This is a genomic window from Vibrio sp. 2134-1 (assembly GCF_033339495.1).
Genome location: NZ_JAWOUS010000007.1, coordinates 97,925 through 117,732, shown reverse-complemented (window position 1 = coordinate 117,732; position 19,808 = coordinate 97,925). Strand labels below are relative to the sequence as shown.

Sequence of the window (19,808 nt, the reverse complement as noted above, 5' to 3'; positions counted from 1 at the left end):
TCTCCGAAAGTTAGATTAAAGCCATGCCGTTAGTAGACACGTCTTAATTCGAAATTATCCGCTCATCAAGTTATTCATTTCTAACATTGGCATCAAGGTCGCCATCACAATGAACAACACTAATCCAGCCATTAATGCAATCAGCGCAGGAGTAAACACACCCAGAGCAATATTGACTGTTGATTCAAAGTTTTGATCTTGGTTATCGGCTGCCCGCGTCAACATGCTCTCTAATTCACCACTTTGCTCACCACTGGCGATCATGTGTAGCATCATTGGTGGAAACAAGCGGGTTTGGTCCAACGCCTTACGCAAACTAGCGCCCTCTCGAACGTTATCCGCTGCAAGCAACACTTGCTGCTTCACATAACGGTTAGACATAACATCTACCGCAACGCGCATACCCTCTAGAATTGGAATCGCACTGGAAGTACAGATCGAAAGCGTTCGTGCGAATCGTGCGGTATTCAAACCTCGAGAGATCTTACCTATTAGCGGTAAGCTCAAGATTTTTCTGTCCCAAGCTAAGCGAAAGTCTGGCTTTTGCAACGCCAGTTTGAGGCCATAGAAAAGCGCCACCAGCACAACGAAAATAATCAGCCCCCAATCTTGCACAAACTCACTGGCTGCCAGTAAAAATTGCGTCGATTGAGGTAACTCTTGGCCCATCTGAATGATGGGTTCAATGATTTTAGGAACCACTGTCGCCAATAAGAACGAAACGATGACAACCGCGAATACCACCAAAACTACAGGATAAATCATGGCTTGAAGCAATTTAGATCGCATCTTTTGGCGGTTTTCGACATAGTCTGCCAAACGCTCTAATACGGTATCGAGGTGACCTGATTTTTCACCCGCCGCAACCATGGAGCGGTACAGTTCATCAAACACGTGTGGGTAATCGGCAAAACTGTCGGCAAGCGGATAACCCTCTGTTACTTTCGAGCGAACCGCAGCCAACATAGAACGAATCCTCGGCTTTTCAGCCTGCTCAGAGACCGCACGCAAACACTCTTCCAAAGGCATTCCTGATTGGACTAGCGTAGACAATTGCCGTGTGATGAGTGCCAGCTCAGATGTCGAGATGCCGCGCTTAAAGCTGACTGAACCTGAAGACTTAGCCGATTTAGCTTTCGTCTCGACCACTTCAATCGGGATCATCCCTTGCTCTTTGAGTCGCTGGCGCACTTGTCGGGCGTTGTCCCCTTCTATCGTGCCTTTTTTATGCTTGCCTTTTGCATCTAGCGCTTTGTACTCAAATGCCGCCATTAGGTTTCCTTCGTCACTCGCATCACTTCTTCAAGTGACGTAATACCACGACGTACTTTGCTTAAACCATCACTGCGAATACTTGGCGTATGGGCGCGAACGGCTCTCTCAATTTCTTGTTCACCAGACTCTCGATGAATCAACTCTTGCACTTGCTCATCAACCATAATGAGCTCGTGGATACCTGTTCGACCTCGGTAGCCTTTTTGGTTACACGCTTCACAGCCTTTTGCTCGGTGCAGTTCTAACGGTTCATGCGCTTCCATACCAAACAGTTTTTTCTGTTCCGCATCGGCTTCATACGGCTCTTTACAGCTTGGACAAAGCGTTCGAACTAAGCGCTGCGCTAGCACCCCTAATAACGAAGAAGAAATAAGGAATGGCTCAATACCCATATCACGTAGACGCGTAATCGCACCCACTGCGGTGTTGGTGTGGAGAGTAGACATTACCAAGTGACCCGTTAAGGACGCTTGCACTGCAATTTGTGCGGTTTCTAAGTCACGGATCTCACCGACCATCACCACATCCGGGTCCTGACGCAGAATGGCACGCAAGCCGCGCGCAAACGTCATATCGACCTTTGGGTTCACCTGAGTTTGACCGATGCCATCAATATCAAATTCGATCGGGTCTTCAACCGTTAGAATGTTGCGCTCGTTGCTATTGATCTCTTGCAAGCCAGCATACAAGGTGGTTGATTTACCAGAACCTGTCGGGCCCGTCACCAAGATGATACCGTGAGGGCGGCCAATCAAGTGACGGAAGTTGTCATGCACTGAAGGTGTCATGCCCAAACTATGTAAATCAAGACGAGTCGCGTTTTTATCCAACAAACGCATTACCACGCGCTCACCATGTGAGGACGGCATCGTAGATACACGCACGTCCACCGCACGACCACCGATACGCAACGAAATACGGCCATCTTGAGGCACACGCTTTTCTGCGATATCTAGTTTAGCCATAACCTTCACACGAGAAACTAGCAAAGGCGCTAGCTTACGGCTTGGAGTCAGGACTTCACGCAATACGCCATCGACACGGAAACGAATCGAAAGGGTTTTCTCGAACGTCTCAATATGAATATCCGACGCACCTTCTTTGATCGCTTCGCCCAACATGGCGTTGATCAATTTGATGATTGGCGCATCGTCTTCCGATTCTAATAAGTCTTCATCGTGCGGCAGTTCTTCAGCCAAAGAGAAGAAATCATCGCTATCAGCACCAATATCTTCCATCAACTGACGCGCTTCAGACGAGTCGCGTTGATATGCTTCGGTCAGCTTTTTATCAAAGGCTTCTTTATCGATAGGTTGCGGTACGAAGCTTTTCTTTAATACACGACGGACTTCAACCAGAGCCGCAGGGTTAAGCGGCTCGACATAGTAAAGAATAGGTGGACGCTCAGGATGCTCTGTCTCCAGCACCAGTTTAAAGCGGTTGGCAAAACTGAATGGCAGACGACGCATACTTGGCGCTGTGTCTAACATATCAACCATTAGTTGTTTTCCATTTGATCAATAAACGCTTGGATCTCTGTTGGGTGCTGACGCTCCTGGCCAAAGGCTGGCATAACCGGGATCTTCTCGTCTGCCATCAATTTCAACCCTTGATCCGCTTTATATAGCTGTTCTGCGCGAATAAAGTTGTATTTACGCTGCGTAATACCGTCAGCCGTCACACCATCGCGAATAATCGTCGGCTTGATGAACACCATCAAGTTACGTTTTTCTGTTTGCGTGCTAGTTGACTTGAACAGGTGACCCAGTACCGGAATGTCACCCAATAGCGGCACTTTAGACTCACTTTCAAGTGCGCGTTCATCGACCAAACCACCAAGAACCAACATCTGACCATCTTGGATCATGACAGAGGTGTTTAACTGTCGTTTAGCAAAGCGAACGTCAACCGCACCGTTCGCGCCTAATACGTTGGAAACTTCTTGTTCAATGTTTAACTGTACAGAGTCACCTTCGTTAATTTGTGGCACTACTTTGAGTTTGATACCGACTTCTTTACGGTCAACCGTTTGGAATGGGTTGTCGTTGTTTGAGCCAGCCGTAGAGCCCGTAATAACCGGAACCTCTTCACCCACAATAAATGATGCTTCGCCATTATCCATTACGGTAATACTCGGAGAAGATAGAATGTTTGAGTTGGAGTCAGAAGCAACAGCACTAATTAGCGCTGTCCAGTCACCCATGACAATACTCATTGCCGCACCATTTACTCCGCTAAGTGCTGACGCTAGCGTAGAGTAGTCACCTGATTCAGTAACATCATATGGCGTTCGTTCGCCATTAGAGTTGGTATAGTATTCAGTTCGGGTTTGATCTTTTGCTTCTTCTAGCCCAACCATCACCTGACCAATCGGGGCTCCTGAGTTACCGTACTGAATTACAGCACCCGTTTCTAATGAACCCCACTGAACACCTAGGTTAATACCATCACCTTCAGACATTTCGACAATTAACGCTTCAATAAGAACCTGAGCACGACGAATATCGAGTTGAGAAATGACGTCTTGTAATGCCATCATAATATCTGGTGGCGCTGTTAAAACTAACGAGTTAGTTGCAGCGTGAGCAGCAATGACGACCTCACCACGCGATGCACCTGATGTTTTCTGACCGGCTTGTTTTTCAGCTTGCAGGTTATCGGAAACACCTTTCAATACATCCACCAAGTCTTCAGCTTTCGCATTTTTCAGGTACACAACTCGGTTGTTACCTTTTGTCGCCATTTCAACATCAAGTTGACGAATCAAACGTTTCAAGCGGGCTCTTACTTTTGGATCACCAGAAATTAAAATCGCGTTAGTACGTTCATCGGCCACAATTTTAGGTTCAAGGAACTCTGGCGTGCTTTTCTGATTCGCACTTTTATTCAGTGCTTCGACAATGCGTACCATTTCAGCAGCAGATGCATTACGCAGCTCCACCAATTCAATTTCTTTATCACCGGCTTGGTCAACACGCTTGATGATCTCTGCTAAGCGATTCACTACTGCCGCACGACCAGTAATCAAGATAATATTCGCTGGATCATAATGAACCACGTTACCGGCACCGGCGTTATCAATCAGCTGACGAAGTAGAGGAGACAACTCACGGACCGACACATTACGCACCGCGACAACTCGAGTGATAACACTATCGCCTTGCGCGCTGCCATCACCTAACACAGGGATTGCTGAGGTTTTTGAGTCTTTTGCTTTGATAACCTTAAGTACCCCATTGTCCATCTCTACGACTGCGTAACCGTATACTTCAAGGACATTAAGGAAAAAGCTGTAATATTGCTCTTCGTTAAGTACGTCATAGCTGCGGACATCGATCTTACCGCGTACTGAAGGATCAACAATGATGGTCTTTTCGAGGTTACGACCCACTATGTTGATGAATTCTTGAATATCAGTGCCTTTAAAGCTCGCACTAAATTCGTTTGCCATTGCACCTGGTACGCAGAGTAAACTTCCTGCTAGTAGCCAAGCACTTTTGCTGAACCAATGTTTCACGTATGTCTCCCTGAACTTACGCCGGTTGCCTAAGTCTTACAATTGGATATAGATATCGTACTGTTGGCCGTCTCGCTCAACAGTTAAATTTAATTCTTGCGGATCGCTCATCACTTGCATCAGTTGTACTGAAGAAGACGGATCACTTAAATCGATCCCGTTCAGTTGAACCGCAATATCACCAGGTTGTAGCCCTACATCATTAAATAATGCGGCATCACGACCAGGTGATACTCGATAACCAACAATGTCTCCGTCTTTTTTGACGGGTGAAATGGTGATGTATTTAAAAACGCTTTGTGGATCTTTCGCAATTTCCTCGCGGATTTGCTCTAATTTCTCTCCAACGTCAGACGTCGCTGCTTCTGCTCGCTGAGCTTGCGCCCTAGCTACCTGCGGCGATTCAGATAGCTTCTTATATTCTATACCTTGCATCATTAAGGTCTCGTCTCGACCTTGGTTATCAATGATGACGCGATCCACCAATACCGCTTTTAGCGTCGCACGTGTCCCTTCGATTTCTTCACCCAAACCGTACGTAGCTTGCTTACCTCGGTTAGCAATAACAGCAAGGCTGGTATTGGCATCACTGCTGGCAACCGCACCGACTAGGGTGAGGTTAAGGCGCGTCTTAGGGGCGTCTTTAACAATAGGCTGCTCTACAACTGCCGCTTTTTGCTCAGTGAATTTACCGAATAGGTTGGCATTCTGAAGGGCATTAAAATCTATCGCGTCGCCTTTATTACTCGCAGTAACGCTACTCGCCGATGGACGCCATTGCGGCACTTCCGACGATTGAGGTATGGCTAACCACACAATTTTGCCAAGTATCCATCCGGTTATCGCAATAAACAGACAGGTAAGCAACAAGCTAAGTTTGGCTTGAATGGTATAATGATTGGACTTGATCTGAGCCAGTAGCGGTCTGCTTGATAATCCTGCACTTAGCTCTAAACGTTTCACTGAATGGATTCCTTTATTCTAACGTCCGTCATTTAAGCTATAACGATAGCTATCGACTTTAAATTGCTAAATTTGCAATAAAATTATTACTCAACAAAGAGCAGTGAACTATATCACAAGTTGTCTTTCATACCTTTTTCTTATGCAGTTTTTGCCAACTCCCTTGAAAAAAATACGCCTTGACTCCATCTGTAGGTGAATAATCCATCACTCATTGCCGTATTCGGGCAGTGATTAGATAGCGTAGTGTTCTATGAGTTCCCTAAATGAAGCCGTTAGGCTAGATAAATGGCTATGGGCCGCAAGATTTTACAAAACCCGCTCCATCGCGCGTAACATGGTCGATGGCGGTAAAGTCCACTATAATGGCCAACGAAGCAAGCCGAGTAAAATCGTTGAAGTGGGCGCTGAAGTAAGACTTCGTCAAGGCAACGAAGAAAAAATCGTGATCATCGAACAAATCTCAGATCAACGCCGAGGCGCTCCCATCGCACAAACCTTATATCGCGAAACTAATGAAAGTATAGCGAAACGTGAGGAACACGCGACTCAACGTAAGCTTAATGCCCACAACCCAAGTCCGGAACGCCGCCCAGACAAAAAGCAGCGCCGAGACATCATTAAGTTCAAACACCAATAAAAGCCGGAATTACCAACGAGGAAAGCACTCCATGGCAAATAATGTTTTAAACCGCTACCTATTCGAAGATCTTTCAGTACGTGGCGAGTTGGTACAATTGGATGAAGCGTACCAACGTGTTATCTCCAGCAAGGAATATCCGGCAGCAATAGAGAAACTGCTGGGTGAGCTACTCGTTTCAACTACTCTTTTAACTGCCACTCTTAAGTTCGAAGGTTCAATCACCATCCAGCTACAAGGCGACGGTCCTGTGTCTCTTGCCGTTATCAACGGTGACCATAACCAACGTGTTCGTGGTGTAGCTCGCTGGGAAGGCGATATTGCCGATGACGCAAACATTCACGATCTAATGGGTAAGGGCTACCTTGTGATCACTATCGAACCGAAAAACGGCGAGCGTTACCAAGGTGTCGTTGGATTAGAAGGTGACACTTTAGCAGAAGTGCTAGAAGGCTACTTTGCAAACTCAGAGCAGTTAAAAACGCGCCTATGGATCCGCACTGGTGAGCATGAGGGCAAAGCACACGCAGCAGGTATGCTGATTCAAGTGATCCCTGACGGCACTGGCTCTCCAGATGATTTCGAACATCTAGAGCAGCTCACTGATACAGTAAAAGATGAAGAATTGTTTGGTTTAGAAGCGAACGAGTTATTGTATCGACTATATAACCAAGACAAAGTACGTCTGTACGAGCCGCAACCTGTCGAGTTCCATTGTGGCTGTTCTCGTGAGCGTAGCGGTGCCGCAATCATCACCGTTGAGAAAGCTGAAATTTATGACATTTTGGCAGAAGTTGGATCAGTTTCTTTACATTGTGATTACTGTGGCACAACTTATACGTTTGACGAATCTGAAGTCACTGAACTGTATGCACAAGCTTCTACGGACAAGAAAACCCTGCATTAATTTACATAGCTTATCAAGCACGTAATTTACCCTACAAAAGGCCAGCTTAATGCTGGTCTTTTTGTGATCAACCCCTCGTAATAACTAGCCTCAAGCGTAATAAAACAACTGCTTAATTTTAAACAATTAATAATGATTTTGCCCTAGCGCAAAGGATTGCGTGCACGATAGACTATTCCCACCAATATGTGACGGGTTACCTAAAACCTTATTGAAATCATGGGTAAATTTTGAGCTATCTCCCTGTTTTCTCCCCGCCCCGTTGCTAGCATGGTGAGCAGATTAAAATTAAAACATTCTTACAAAATCCCTACAAAATCCTTATAAGGAGCACCTATGACCGTTATGGAACATACTAAGGCTGCAACACTTGATCTAACCAAGCACGGACTGCATAACGTAAAAGAGGTTATTCGCAACCCAAGCTACGAAATGTTGTTTGAGGAAGAAACGCGTGAAGACCTAACCGGTTATGAGCGCGGCGTGGTTACTGAACTAGGTGCGGTTGCCGTTGACACTGGCATCTTTACTGGTCGCTCACCAAAAGATAAATACATCGTCAAAGACGCTACGACAGAAGAACATATGTGGTGGACGTCTGATCAAGTGAAAAATGATAACAAGCCAATCACTCCTGAAGTGTGGGACGAGCTAAAAGAACTGGTCACAAACCAGCTTTCTAACAAACGCTTGTTTGTTGTTGACGGTTACTGTGGTGCAAACCCAGATACACGTTTGAGCATTCGTGTTATAACAGAAGTCGCATGGCAAGCGCACTTCGTTAAAAACATGTTTATTCGCCCGACAGAAGAAGAGTTAGCGACATTTGAACCAGACTTCGTAGTAATGAATGGCGCAAAATGCACTAATCCAAAATGGGAAGAGCAAGGCCTGAACTCAGAAAACTTCACCGTATTTAACCTAACTGAGCGCATGCAACTTATCGGTGGTACTTGGTACGGCGGTGAAATGAAGAAAGGTATGTTCGCCATGATGAACTACTTCCTTCCACTAAAAGACATCGCATCAATGCACTGTAGCGCTAACATGGGCAAAGATGGCGATGTAGCGGTATTCTTCGGCCTATCTGGTACGGGTAAAACGACCCTGTCGACTGATCCTAAACGTGCGCTAATTGGTGATGATGAGCACGGCTGGGATGATGACGGTGTCTTCAACTTCGAAGGTGGTTGTTACGCAAAAACCATCAAACTTTCGAAAGAAGCGGAGCCGGACATCTACAACGCAATTCGTCGTGATGCACTGCTAGAAAACGTAACAGTACGTGGCGATGGCTCTATCGACTTTGATGATGGTTCGAAAACAGAAAACACACGTGTTTCTTACCCTATCTACCATATCGATAATATCGTTAAGCCAGTATCAAAAGGCGGTCACGCGAATAAAGTGATCTTCCTATCAGCCGATGCATTTGGCGTACTGCCTCCAGTATCTAAATTGACACCTGAGCAAACTAAGTACCACTTCCTGTCTGGCTTTACCGCCAAACTAGCGGGAACAGAGCGCGGTATTACTGAGCCAACACCAACTTTCTCTGCTTGTTTCGGCGCGGCGTTCTTAACGCTCCACCCAACAAAATACGCGGAAGTACTGGTAAAACGCATGGAAGCAGCGGGCGCTGAGGCTTACCTAGTGAATACTGGTTGGAACGGCACTGGCAAACGTATCTCTATTCAAGATACACGCGGAATTATTGATGCCATTCTTGATGGTTCGATTGAAGAAGCACCAACTAAGCACATTCCAATCTTCAACCTTGAAGTACCAACGTCACTACCAGGTGTGGATCCTAGCATTCTAGACCCTCGCGACACGTACGTTGACCCACTTCAGTGGGAAAGCAAAGCGAAAGATTTAGCAGAGCGCTTTATCAATAACTTTGATAAATACACAGACAACGCTGAAGGTAAATCCCTGGTTGCGGCTGGTCCTCAGATTGATTAAATCGAGTAACAGCGACGTCGCGTAAACGCAGTGAAAAGTTGGCATTAACTTATCACCTTTACGTAGGCCAAGTTACAAAAATTGCTTCAAGCCCCTCTTTTGAGGGGCTTTTTATTGAATACCACAGAATATTGATACAAGCTAAAGCCTATCTAGTTTTATTTCATAACACACGTAGGTTCTAGCAAAGATGAAAACAGCGCGTCGAGTTCTACTTCTGTTACTGGTTATCTTAGTTGCCATTCCAGCCGCTACGATTGCGCTGCTAACAACATCTTACGCGGACGCAACCTGGCGCTTGCTGTCAAACACCTTTTCTCTTCCCTTCCGGGCCGGAAGCGTGCGTTATGGCTTTCCCTATCACCTAACTTTACAACGCGTGAACACCAGCGGAGACGATGCGTCTTACATCGAGCAAGTCGATTTATGGATGAATCCCGATGTTTATCGCGATGGTAAATGGATCGTTGATAGTTTATTGATTGATGGTATGAGCTTGCAGTATGGCGCACCAAAGCTCCCACCTTTAGACAACGTTTTATTCCATCAAATCGCGCTCAAAAATATTGATTACGCCGACGAGCAGTTCTCTGCCAATGGCATTGACCTTCAAATTCAATCACCACAATGGAATGGTCAATTAATACCATATGGCGAAGTTCAACTTGCAGCTGACCAACTCTATTGGAATGGCGAAGCCTTTAATCAAGTCTTAGTCGATATAGACTACAAACCGCAAGACAGTACGCTTTATGGCACCTCTTTTAACTGGCGTAACAGTCAAATATCTGGGCAAGGGGAGCAGTATCCTCAAGGCTGGTCTTTAGTAAATGTGACCATCAACAAGCTGAAACTGAGTAATACGCAGCGTCAATCACTGCTTGCAAAACCTTGGCACGATCTACCATTTAACATTAATCATATTAATAGCTTAGATTTGCTTAACGCCGATATTGAATGGGGCGACTGGCACTGGCAGAACTTGGATCTTTCTGTGGAAAACGCCACACTGCCACTGTCTCTCTGGAAGACAAAAGCTCAAGTGTCATTGCAGGCGGATAGCGTTCGATTCCAGCAGCAAACCGCAATAGAGCCACGTTTGAGTGCCGCTATCGAGCCAGGAGTAATCCAGCTCAACGAGCTCAGCTTAGATTGGCAGCAAGGTCGAGTGCAAGTTTCTGGATTGTTCACGCCAACACAATGGAAGCTCAAAGAAGCCTCTATTCAAGGCCTCAAGTGGGCAACACAGCCAGAAGACAACCTAAATTGGTGGCACGCCGCCACCAGCGAGTTAGAGCATGTTGCAATCGAACGACTCGACATTGAGCGCAGCCAAATTATCCAGCTATCTCACGAACCTTATTGGCAACTTTCCGGTTTAAATATCGAAGGGCAACAGCTTGATATTAAACAGTCGGCTCAACGTTGGGGCCTTTGGCAAGGCGAATTGGAAGTCAGCGTTGTCAACGCCAGCTATGACCAAGTACTCACGTCTCACGCAGCACTTGCCATGCAAAGCAAAGATGGCTTTTGGCAATTGACTCGCCTTTTTGCGCCACTCGAGCAAGGCTACGTAGAAGGCATCGGACAGATAGATTTGAGTACCCCGAGCCAACCTTGGGCGCTCAACGTCAATGCTGATGGTATTCCCTTATCGCTCTTCCACGATTATTTTTTACCCGACACACTGGCTATTGATGGTTTTTCCGATCTTAGCCTTGATCTACAAGGGTTATCAGGTGATCGCAACATGCTAGCCTACAGCTTATCGGGTGAAGTGGAAGCCAATCTCCGAGATACCCGCTTGAAGTCCCAAGCGGATCATTCGCTCAAAGCCATTACCTTAAGTCCACTGCGTTTAAGCGCGCAACGAGGGGAAGTTGCCATAAAGCCGGTCACAATTTCAGGAAAAGCCATAAGTGGTAAGGTTTGGGGAACATTTGATATGGCCAACAACCCGCTAAGTGGCATTACTTATCAATTGGAAGAGTCGTGCGGAAACATTGAAGGCGATCTACTAAGTGGTGAAACCCACCGTAATGAGTGCGTGAACGCATCAAAACTGGCCGAGCCTACTGATATTGAGACTCCACAGAAAAATGAGCCTTCCATCGAGCAACCTATCGTGATTGATAACATCAATTTGGAGACTCAAGAGGAAGAGCTTTACGAAGAAGTTATCGAAGAAGATGAAGTACCCGACACGAATTCCGCAGCAGAACAAACCCTCTCACCGACAGAGCAAGAAGGTGAAACAGATAAGCGCCCAGCAGATCAGTCGGCGCTTACCCCATCAGCAACTGAGTAACTGCGAGTAGTTCGGTATCAACATATAGGTACCGACAAAATCCACAGCTGGCGTGTCACCACTATAAATCACTACGTGAATAACGATGCGTGCTTTGCGTCCCGACTCCAATCGGTCTAGGTCACCACTGATCCCATCCAACGAAGTACTCGCCACGGGGTTTTGTTCGACTGGTTGACGATAACGAATAGAGCTGTCGGCCAACACAATATCACCGTGCAACCCACGCTCTTTAAGCAGCAACCACGTCATCCCCCACCCAGTCAGGGTTGCTAAGGTAAAAGCTGACCCAGCGAACATGGTATTATGCGGATTAAGGTTAGGATTAAGCTGCGCACAGCATTCAAACTGGTAACCCGTGTACTGGTTAATTTTGATCCCCATTTTGTCGCTAATTGGGATTTGTTGCTCCCAGCGCTGTTGAAGCTCAGTACACCATTCAGGGCGACGTAACACATTGGCCATCGGATCCAGTTGCTTCACCATTTGCTGATGGCGCACAGGGCCACGCTCATCGGTCAGCTCGCCTCGACGCTCAAAGCCATTTTTTTCATAAAAGGCGATGGCATCTTCACGGGCATTACACACCAAGCGTTTCGCTCCTTCTTGGCGCGCTAACGACTCTAGTGCAACCAAAACCAGCGAACCCATCCCCTTGCTACGGCGATTATTTTTAACCGCCATATAGCGGATCTGGCCATCATTGTCCGGCGTAATGTATAAACGGCCAATCGCCATAGGACGACCTCGACCATCAACAATCATGCGGTGATGGCTCATTTCGTCGTATTCATCGCGCTCTGAGCCAATCGGCATACGCCATGGCTCACGAAGCAGTTGCCAGCGAAACTGATAATACTTGTTTATCTGATTATCGGTTTTGGGAGTAATGAGTTTGAACATATCAATCCTTTGAAAGCACAACACTAATCAGTGTCGGAAAAATTACTCCAAGCCAATTCCATGAGCTTGGAGTTAAAGCTTAGACTATGGCGCCTGTGTTACCAGATTAGACCTGCAACCAAAACGTCACTGGACCGTCATTCACCAAGGACACTTTCATATCGGCAGCGAAGCGGCCACGCTGTGTGGGTAAAACTTCTTCACACAAGTCAGAAAAGTAATCATACAAGCGCTCTGCATCCACAGGATGCGCACCGCGAGAAAAACCAGCTCGCGTGCCTTTTTTTGTATCCGCAGGCAGCGTAAATTGAGAAACCACCAGCACTTTACCTTCCACCTGTTTAACGTTCAGGTTCATCTTGCCTTCGTCATCTTCGAACACACGGTAGGTTGTAACACGCTCCATTAAACGCTTTGCTTTAGCTTCATCGTCGTCCTTCTCTACGCCCAATAAGACCAGCAGACCACGATCAATTTCTCCTACGACTTCACCATCCACACGGACGGCTGCTTCACTGACTCGTTGAATTAGCGCTATCACTACTCTCGCTTCCTTCATCTGTTAACTGAGATTCAGCGGTCGAGTGTATCATGTCTAAATCTTCACTCCAGTGCTCTCGCTCACCAAGCGCAGCCGTAACTTCCGCCCCCAATAACACGATCATCCAGCATAAATACACCCAAACAAATAAGATAGGAATCGCCGCTAACGCGCCGTAGATGAGCTGATAAGACGGAAACTGAGTGATGTAGAGTGCAAAGCCTTTTTTACTCAACTCGAACAGTATCGCGGCGACTGCTGCCCCCATGGCACCATGAGCGAGGTGTACTTTTTTATTCGGCACTAGAATATACAAGCCAAGAAAAGCAAAAAAGGACAGCAACAACGGTAGCCAACGCAGAAATAAATTAAACGCACCAGATAATGTCTCGTTCTCTAAAATTTGCAGCGAAGTCACGTACGACGTCGCCGCAATACTCGCACCGACCATGATCGGCCCTAACGTGAGTACCATCCAATACATAGAGAATGAAAAGACTAAACGGCGCTTGTCTTTAACTCGCCAAATGTAGTTTAAGTTCTTATCAATGTTGGAAATCAGCATGACCGCTGCGATGAATAAAAACCCACCGCCAACCGCGCTCATTTTGCCCGTATTCGCCACAAATTCCTGTAATGCCGTATGTACAGCTTCTCCAGAAGCTGGCACAAAATTCTCAATAATGTAGCCTTGCAGCACCTCACCAACGTTCGCAAAAACGGGAAATTTCGACAATATTGATAACAATACCGTCAGCATTGGCACGATGGATAACAAGGTAATGTAGGCAAGATAGCCCGCGTTCACATTCACACGGTCATGCGTTAATCGCTTAAGAAGGTACGTAAAAAACGCGACGCAACTTGGCAGTAGATTGATTAATCTCGCCTTGTAACTCTCTGATAACTGGTTCATAGTTCATCCCATAATTAGCGCCGAGGACATAAGAATGCCTTATTTATTAGCAATTGTACTATCAATTTTCACTTTAACAGGGTGTCAATCTGCTTATTACTCAGCAATGGAGCAGGTTGGGTATCATAAACGAGATATTATGGTCGACCGCGTCGAAGATGCCAAAGAATCTCAACAAGATGCACAAGAAGAATTCACCAGTGCACTTGAAGCCTTATCTGCGATCACCAACTTTGATGGTGGTGAGCTAGAAAATGTCTACAACAACATCAATGACAAATACGAAGATAGCGAAAAAGCGGCTCAAGACGTACGTGACCGTATTGCTGCGATTGAAGACGTATCCGGCGCACTGTTTGATGAGTGGCAAGATGAGCTAGAGCTGTACTCGAGTGCGAAACTGCGTCGTTCAAGCGAGCAAAAGCTACGTGAAACCAAAGCCTCGTACAAAACCATGCTTAGCGCTATGAAGCGTGCAGAGAAAAAGATGACACCGGTACTGGACACGCTGCGTGACAACACGTTGTACTTAAAACACAACCTTAACGCCAGTGCGATTGGTTCTTTGCAAGGTGAGTTCTCTAGCTTAGAGAAGGACATTCAGTTTGCGATCAAACAAATGAACGAAGCGATTGCAGAGTCCGATAAATTCCTACAAAAGCTCAATCAAAAGTAAATGATTCAGACCTCCTCCTAGCGAGGAGGTTTTAGTCGGCGACCTTACCGAGTAAACCGATGACTCTTCGAACAAAGCCTACCCTCTCTGGCACAGTTCCCCATGGCACTTCTACCACTTCATAACCCAACTCAGTATAGACACTCACTAACGACTGATGAATCTCCAATGCTTCTTCAAAGCTGTGCGGACGCACTTCATCTTGTACGTAAATGGATGCTTCAGGTCGACAAGTAAACACCTGACTATGGTACCCAGCGCTTTCGGTTAAGAAAGCTTGGTCAACCTTACAGCCGCCCACTTGTAGGTATGCAATGATGTCGGGGATGGCGCGATCAACAAACGCAACATCATGACAACGCGCATCACTCTTTTGTTTGTCCATCAACCCAAGGCATAACTTGGCAAACTCAGGTAAATTCGTCCACGGCAAAATACCATTTTCTAACTGGCTTTGCTGCTCAATCAAGTCGCGAGACCCTTCAGGAAACGTGGCGTAACCACACGCGTCTAGCGCATTCAGCAGTGTTGTTTTTCCCGCACCAGGCCCACCGGTGATAATAATCGGGTTCATATTCAACTCCAGAAAACAAAAAGCCCCGAGCATAACTCGAGGCTTCTTCTTAATTGAATCGCTTAACGAAAATTATTTCGCGCCACGAGAAGCACGCTTACGGTCGCTTTCCGTTAGGAACTTCTTACGGATACGGATGCTTTCAGGCGTTACTTCTACTAGCTCGTCGTCATCGATGAATTCTAGTGCTTGCTCAAGAGTCATCTTGATTGGCGGAGTAAGAACCTGTGCGTCATCTGTACCTGATGCACGAACGTTGGTTAGCTGCTTACCTTTCAGTGCGTTTACCGTTAGGTCGTTGTCACGGCTGTGAATACCGATAACCATACCTTCGTAAACTTCAACACCGTGACCGATAAATAGACGACCACGCTCTTGAAGGTTGAACAGTGCGTTAGTTAGCGCTTTACCCATCGCGTTCGCGATTAGTACACCGTTTACACGTTGACCGATGTTACCGCCTTTGTGAGGGCCGTAGTGATCAAACGTATGGTAAAGAAGACCTGAACCTGAAGTCAGTGTCATGAATTCCGTTTGGAAACCGATCAGACCACGTGATGGCATAACGAAGTCCATACGTACACGACCTTTACCGTCTGGAGACATGTCTTTCAGCTCACCTTTACGTAGGCCGATGTTCTCCATGATGCCGCCTTGGTGCTCTTCCATTACGTCGATAGTTACCGTTTCGAACGGTTCCATCAACTGACCATCTTCTTCTTTGATGATTACTTCTGGACGAGATACCGCAAGCTCGAAGCCTTCACGACGCATGTTTTCGATCAGGATAGAAAGGTGAAGTTCACCACGACCTGATACGCGGAATTTATCTGGATCGTCTGTTTGCTCAACGCGTAGTGCAACGTTGTGTACCAATTCCTTCTCAAGACGCTCAAGGATGTTACGTGACGTTACGAACTTACCTTCTTTACCCGCGAATGGAGACGTGTTTACTTGGAACGTCATCGTTACTGTTGGTTCATCAACAGACAATGGTGGTAATGCTTCTACTGCGTTTTGTGCACAGATAGTGTCAGAAATTTTCAGCTCGCCAAGACCAGTGATTGCGATGATATCACCCGCGTTAGCTTGTTCCACTTCGTGACGCTCTAGGCCAAGGTAGCCCATTACTGTACCCACTTTACCGTTGCGAGTTTTACCGTCAGCACCAATAATGGTTACCTGCTGGTTTGGTTTAACGCTACCACGAGTTACGCGAGCCACGCCGATAACACCAACGTAAGAGCTGTAGTCTAGCTGAGAAACTTGCATCTGTAGTGGACCATCAAGGTCAACATTTGGCGCGTCAACAACATCAACGATAGTTTGGAATAATGGTTCCATGTTCTCGCCAGTTTCGCCTTCTTCTAGAGAAGCCCAACCGTTAAGTGCTGATGCGTAAACTACTTTAAAGTCTAGCTGGTCATCAGTTGCACCTAGGTTGTCGAATAGATCGAACACTTGGTCCATAACCCAATCAGGACGTGCACCAGGGCGGTCAATCTTGTTGATTACAACGATTGGTTTTAGACCGTGAGCAAACGCTTTTTGTGTTACGAAACGCGTTTGAGGCATTGGACCATCAACAGCGTCAACGATAAGTAGTACAGAGTCTACCATCGACATGATACGCTCAACTTCACCACCGAAGTCCGCGTGTCCCGGAGTATCTACGATGTTGATACGGTAATCGTTCCAGTCGATTGCTGTGTTTTTAGCAAGAATGGTAATACCGCGCTCTTTCTCGATGTCGTTCGAGTCCATGACTCGCTCTTCAGCTTCACCGCGAGACTCAAGCGTGCCTGATTGTTGTAGCAGCTTGTCAACCAACGTCGTTTTACCGTGGTCAACGTGCGCGATGATCGCGATATTTCTTAATTTATCAATCTGTGGAGTAGCCATGGATATTGATTCACTTAGATAGATGAAATGCCCCCACGCTGAGAACGGGTGCTCTCTGGCGACATTTGCTGATTAAAAAAACGGCCATAATGTACCAGATTTTAGCAAAAAGCCTAGAAATATGTGATCTACTCCCGAGCATTTCTGCGATTTTTACGCTTAATGCCCATTTTCTTCCTCAGAACGAATTGATTAAACGCAACTTTATTCTAATCGATGCATAATTCAAATTGACTCTTGCTCAAAAAATGGGCTGAATACGCAATGTACCTGTCACATTATGGTGCAACAATGATTTTTGGCACCATAATAGTGCAAGCAAAGATCATTTTGGTGCAAGCAAGTGCACCAAACTAGCATTCAAAAACACAATTGCTTGAAATTAATGGAATATTTTTTTTGGCACGGTTTTGGCTTTAGTTAAAACAGCATCGATTAATGAAAAGTCAAATTGATTAATCAATGCCAGGTTTCATGAATAATTCATAAATCGAGCTTTTACCGCTTATTAACACTGGAGGTTATCCAAGATGTCAGTAGAAAACGTTCTATCGCTGATCCAAGAAAACGAAGTTAAGTTTGTTGACCTACGCTTCACTGATACAAAAGGTAAAGAGCAGCACATTTCGATCCCTGCTCACCAAATCGACGCAGACTTCTTCGAAGAAGGTAAAATGTTCGATGGTTCATCAGTTGCTGGCTGGAAAGGTATCAACGAATCAGACATGGTAATGATGCCTGACGCATCTTCTGCTGTGCTTGACCCATTCACGGAAGACGCAACACTAAATATCCGTTGTGACATCTTAGAGCCTGCAACAATGCAAGGCTATGACCGTGACCCACGCTCTATCGCAAAACGCGCTGAAGACTTCATGCGTTCTACAGGTGTTGCAGATACTGTACTTGTCGGTCCTGAGCCAGAATTCTTCCTATTTGATGACGTGAAGTTCTCGACGGACATGTCAGGCTCTTTCTTCAAGATCGACGACGTAGAAGCGGCATGGAACACAGGTTCTGACTACGAAGAAGGTAACAAAGGTCACCGTCCAGGCGTTAAAGGTGGTTACTTCCCAGTAGCTCCAGTAGATTCATCTCAAGACATCCGTTCTGCTATGTGTCTAGTAATGGAAGAAATGGGTCTTGTTGTTGAAGCGCACCACCACGAAGTGGCAACGGCGGGTCAAAACGAAATCGCAACTCGTTTCAACACGCTAACAACCAAAGCTGACGAAATCCAAATCTACAAGTACGTTGTACACAACGTTGCTCACGCGTTTGGTAAAACAGCGACGTTTATGCCTAAACCACTTGTTGGCGACAACGGCAGCGGTATGCACGTTCACCAGTCTCTAGCAAAAGATGGCGTAAACCTATTTGCTGGTGACAAGTACGGCGGTCTATCTGAAATGGCGCTTTACTACATCGGTGGTATCATCAAACACGCTCGTGCAATCAACGCATTCGCTAACCCATCAACAAACTCGTACAAACGTCTTGTACCAGGCTTCGAAGCACCAGTAATGCTAGCTTACTCAGCGCGTAACCGCTCTGCTTCAATCCGTATCCCAGTGGTACCAAGCCCGAAAGCACGTCGTATCGAAGTTCGTTTCGGTGACCCAGCGGCGAACCCATACCTATGTTTCGCAGCAATGCTTATGGCTGGTCTTGACGGTATCAAGAATAAGATCCACCCAGGCGAAGCGATGGATAAAGACCTTTACGATCTTCCAGCTGAAGAAGCAGCAGAAATCCCAACTGTTGCATACTCACTAAAAGACGCGCTAGCAGAGCTAGATGCTGATCGTGAGTTCTTAACAGCGGGCGGCGTATTCTCTGACGACTTCATCGATTCATACATCGACCTTAAGTCTCAGGACGTAGAGCGTGTAAACATGACAACTCACCCTGTTGAGTTCGAACTTTACTACTCTGTGTAAGGTCGACACTGTGTAAAATGTAAACACAGCAATAAAATATTAGGCTCGCCTCGCAGGCGGGCCTTTTTTGTATTCGCCACTCAAGCTTCGACGTTTAACATGAGGGGATAATAAAAATACGCTTAGAATTTTTCCTTACAGGTCAAAGAGCTAAGCCATTGAAACGTGAAATCATCGAACAAGAGAAGGTGAGCAATGAAAGTTCAGCTTATTCCATCACTGTGTGCACTCAGCGGATTGTTAATCGCCTCTATCGCCTTCGCGCAGGTCGCGTATACGTGGGTAGATGAAAATGGCGTGGTTCACTTTAGTGATACGCCAAACAAAGGAGCAAAAGCGATCGCACTGCCAAACCTTGAAGCCAGCGCACCAGCTCCTGAGGTAGAAAGTACTGAATCGCTCGCACCTCAGACTACGCCATCTACTGCATCACAAAACAAGCCAGAGAAAACAACCGAGAAGCCTCTTCCATTAGAACTCTCGATGCTGACTCCCAAGCACAACGAGACCATCCGCAGCAATCGAGGCATCATCAATATTCAATTAGAAACCAATCGCAAGCTTGGTATCGGTGAGCAATTGCAATTGTTACTCGATGGAAAACCTTATGGTGCACCACAAAACCATATAGTGTGGCAGTTAAACAATATTGACCGAGGCACTCACACACTTGCTGTGCACGCGAAAAGAAGCGGCAAGCTTATTGCATCTACTAGCCCTATAACGGTGCATTTACATAGAGCAAGTGTTAAGCCGACCGTAAAAGGGGCAAAATAGAATA

Annotated in this window: 16 protein-coding genes; 7 read left to right on the top strand and 9 right to left on the bottom strand. The window is 46.2% G+C overall.

Annotation, left to right across the window (positions count from 1 at the left end; translation table 11 throughout):
• Positions 1 to 54 precede the first annotated feature (54 nt).
• From gspF to gspC, 4 genes are read right to left on the bottom strand one after another with little or no spacing between them, the layout of a single operon-like run.
• Positions 55 to 1,272, bottom strand: a complete 1,218-nt coding sequence (gspF, locus tag R7R78_RS10540) for a type II secretion system inner membrane protein GspF (protein ID WP_005382993.1) — start codon at positions 1,270 to 1,272, stop codon at positions 55 to 57.
• Positions 1,272 to 2,774 (bottom strand): type II secretion system ATPase GspE, encoded by a 1,503-nt coding sequence (gene gspE, locus R7R78_RS10535; protein WP_005379296.1) that lies wholly within the window; start codon positions 2,772 to 2,774, stop codon positions 1,272 to 1,274. Before gspE ends, gspF begins: the two co-directional genes overlap by 1 nt.
• The gene (gspD, locus tag R7R78_RS10530; protein ID WP_005379295.1) at positions 2,774 to 4,792 is read right to left on the bottom strand and encodes a type II secretion system secretin GspD; all 2,019 of its coding nucleotides are present in this window, start codon (positions 4,790 to 4,792) and stop codon (positions 2,774 to 2,776) included. The genes gspE and gspD overlap by 1 nt, the downstream gene beginning before the upstream one ends.
• 36 nt (positions 4,793 to 4,828) lie before the next feature.
• Positions 4,829 to 5,755 (bottom strand): type II secretion system protein GspC, encoded by a 927-nt coding sequence (gene gspC / locus R7R78_RS10525; protein ID WP_115385654.1) that lies wholly within the window; start codon positions 5,753 to 5,755, stop codon positions 4,829 to 4,831.
• 253 nt (positions 5,756 to 6,008) lie between these two features.
• On the opposite strand from gspC, the gene hslR reads away from it, so the two are divergent.
• The 4 genes from hslR (at position 6,009) to R7R78_RS10505 (ending at position 11,575) form a co-directional block, all read left to right on the top strand.
• Positions 6,009 to 6,395 carry a ribosome-associated heat shock protein Hsp15 gene (gene hslR, locus R7R78_RS10520; RefSeq protein WP_005379292.1) on the top strand — a complete coding sequence of 129 codons (387 nt, stop codon included), beginning with the start codon at positions 6,009 to 6,011 and terminating at the stop codon, positions 6,393 to 6,395.
• Positions 6,396 to 6,426: 31 nt separating this feature from the next.
• On the top strand, positions 6,427 to 7,302 hold the full coding sequence (gene hslO, locus R7R78_RS10515) for an Hsp33 family molecular chaperone HslO (RefSeq protein ID WP_031780788.1): 876 nt from the start codon (positions 6,427 to 6,429) through the stop codon (positions 7,300 to 7,302).
• Between the two features lie 336 nt (positions 7,303 to 7,638).
• Positions 7,639 to 9,267 carry a phosphoenolpyruvate carboxykinase (ATP) gene (gene pckA, locus R7R78_RS10510; protein ID WP_054576821.1) on the top strand — a complete coding sequence of 543 codons (1,629 nt, stop codon included), beginning with the start codon at positions 7,639 to 7,641 and terminating at the stop codon, positions 9,265 to 9,267.
• A gap of 190 nt (positions 9,268 to 9,457) precedes the next feature.
• A complete protein-coding gene (locus R7R78_RS10505; RefSeq protein WP_225473512.1) occupies positions 9,458 to 11,575 on the top strand; it encodes an AsmA family protein in 2,118 nt (705 codons plus the stop codon).
• On the opposite strand, the gene R7R78_RS10500 is transcribed toward R7R78_RS10505, so the two are convergent.
• The 3 genes from R7R78_RS10500 to R7R78_RS10490 form a co-directional block, all read right to left on the bottom strand.
• Positions 11,561 to 12,478 carry a bifunctional GNAT family N-acetyltransferase/hotdog fold thioesterase gene (locus R7R78_RS10500; protein WP_005379283.1) on the bottom strand — a complete coding sequence of 306 codons (918 nt, stop codon included), beginning with the start codon at positions 12,476 to 12,478 and terminating at the stop codon, positions 11,561 to 11,563. The genes R7R78_RS10505 and R7R78_RS10500 overlap by 15 nt on opposite strands.
• 106 nt (positions 12,479 to 12,584) lie before the next feature.
• Complete coding sequence (gene dtd, locus R7R78_RS10495; RefSeq protein WP_005379282.1) at positions 12,585 to 13,019, bottom strand: D-aminoacyl-tRNA deacylase; 435 nt, start codon at positions 13,017 to 13,019, stop codon at positions 12,585 to 12,587.
• Complete coding sequence (locus tag R7R78_RS10490; RefSeq protein WP_033905908.1) at positions 12,991 to 13,935, bottom strand: virulence factor BrkB family protein; 945 nt, start codon at positions 13,933 to 13,935, stop codon at positions 12,991 to 12,993. The genes dtd and R7R78_RS10490 overlap by 29 nt, the downstream gene beginning before the upstream one ends.
• Before the next feature lie 34 nt (positions 13,936 to 13,969).
• Between R7R78_RS10490 and R7R78_RS10485 the strand changes: the two genes are divergently transcribed.
• A complete protein-coding gene (locus R7R78_RS10485; RefSeq protein WP_005382972.1) occupies positions 13,970 to 14,611 on the top strand; it encodes a DUF2959 domain-containing protein in 642 nt (213 codons plus the stop codon).
• Between the two features lie 31 nt (positions 14,612 to 14,642).
• Here R7R78_RS10485 and R7R78_RS10480 read toward each other — a convergent pair whose 3' ends face one another.
• A complete protein-coding gene (locus tag R7R78_RS10480) occupies positions 14,643 to 15,185 on the bottom strand; it encodes an AAA family ATPase (protein WP_065275007.1) in 543 nt (180 codons plus the stop codon).
• A 72-nt stretch (positions 15,186 to 15,257) separates the two neighbouring features.
• A complete protein-coding gene (typA, locus tag R7R78_RS10475) occupies positions 15,258 to 17,087 on the bottom strand; it encodes a translational GTPase TypA (protein ID WP_005379276.1) in 1,830 nt (609 codons plus the stop codon).
• A gap of 530 nt (positions 17,088 to 17,617) precedes the next feature.
• Between typA and glnA the strand changes: the two genes are divergently transcribed.
• Both glnA and R7R78_RS10465 read left to right on the top strand, forming a co-directional pair.
• Entirely contained in the window at positions 17,618 to 19,027 is a 1,410-nt protein-coding gene (gene glnA, locus R7R78_RS10470; protein WP_225473511.1) for a glutamate--ammonia ligase, read from the top strand.
• Between the two features lie 195 nt (positions 19,028 to 19,222).
• On the top strand, positions 19,223 to 19,804 hold the full coding sequence (locus R7R78_RS10465; RefSeq protein ID WP_047103732.1) for a DUF4124 domain-containing protein: 582 nt from the start codon (positions 19,223 to 19,225) through the stop codon (positions 19,802 to 19,804).
• The last annotated feature ends 4 nt before the right edge of the window (positions 19,805 to 19,808 follow it).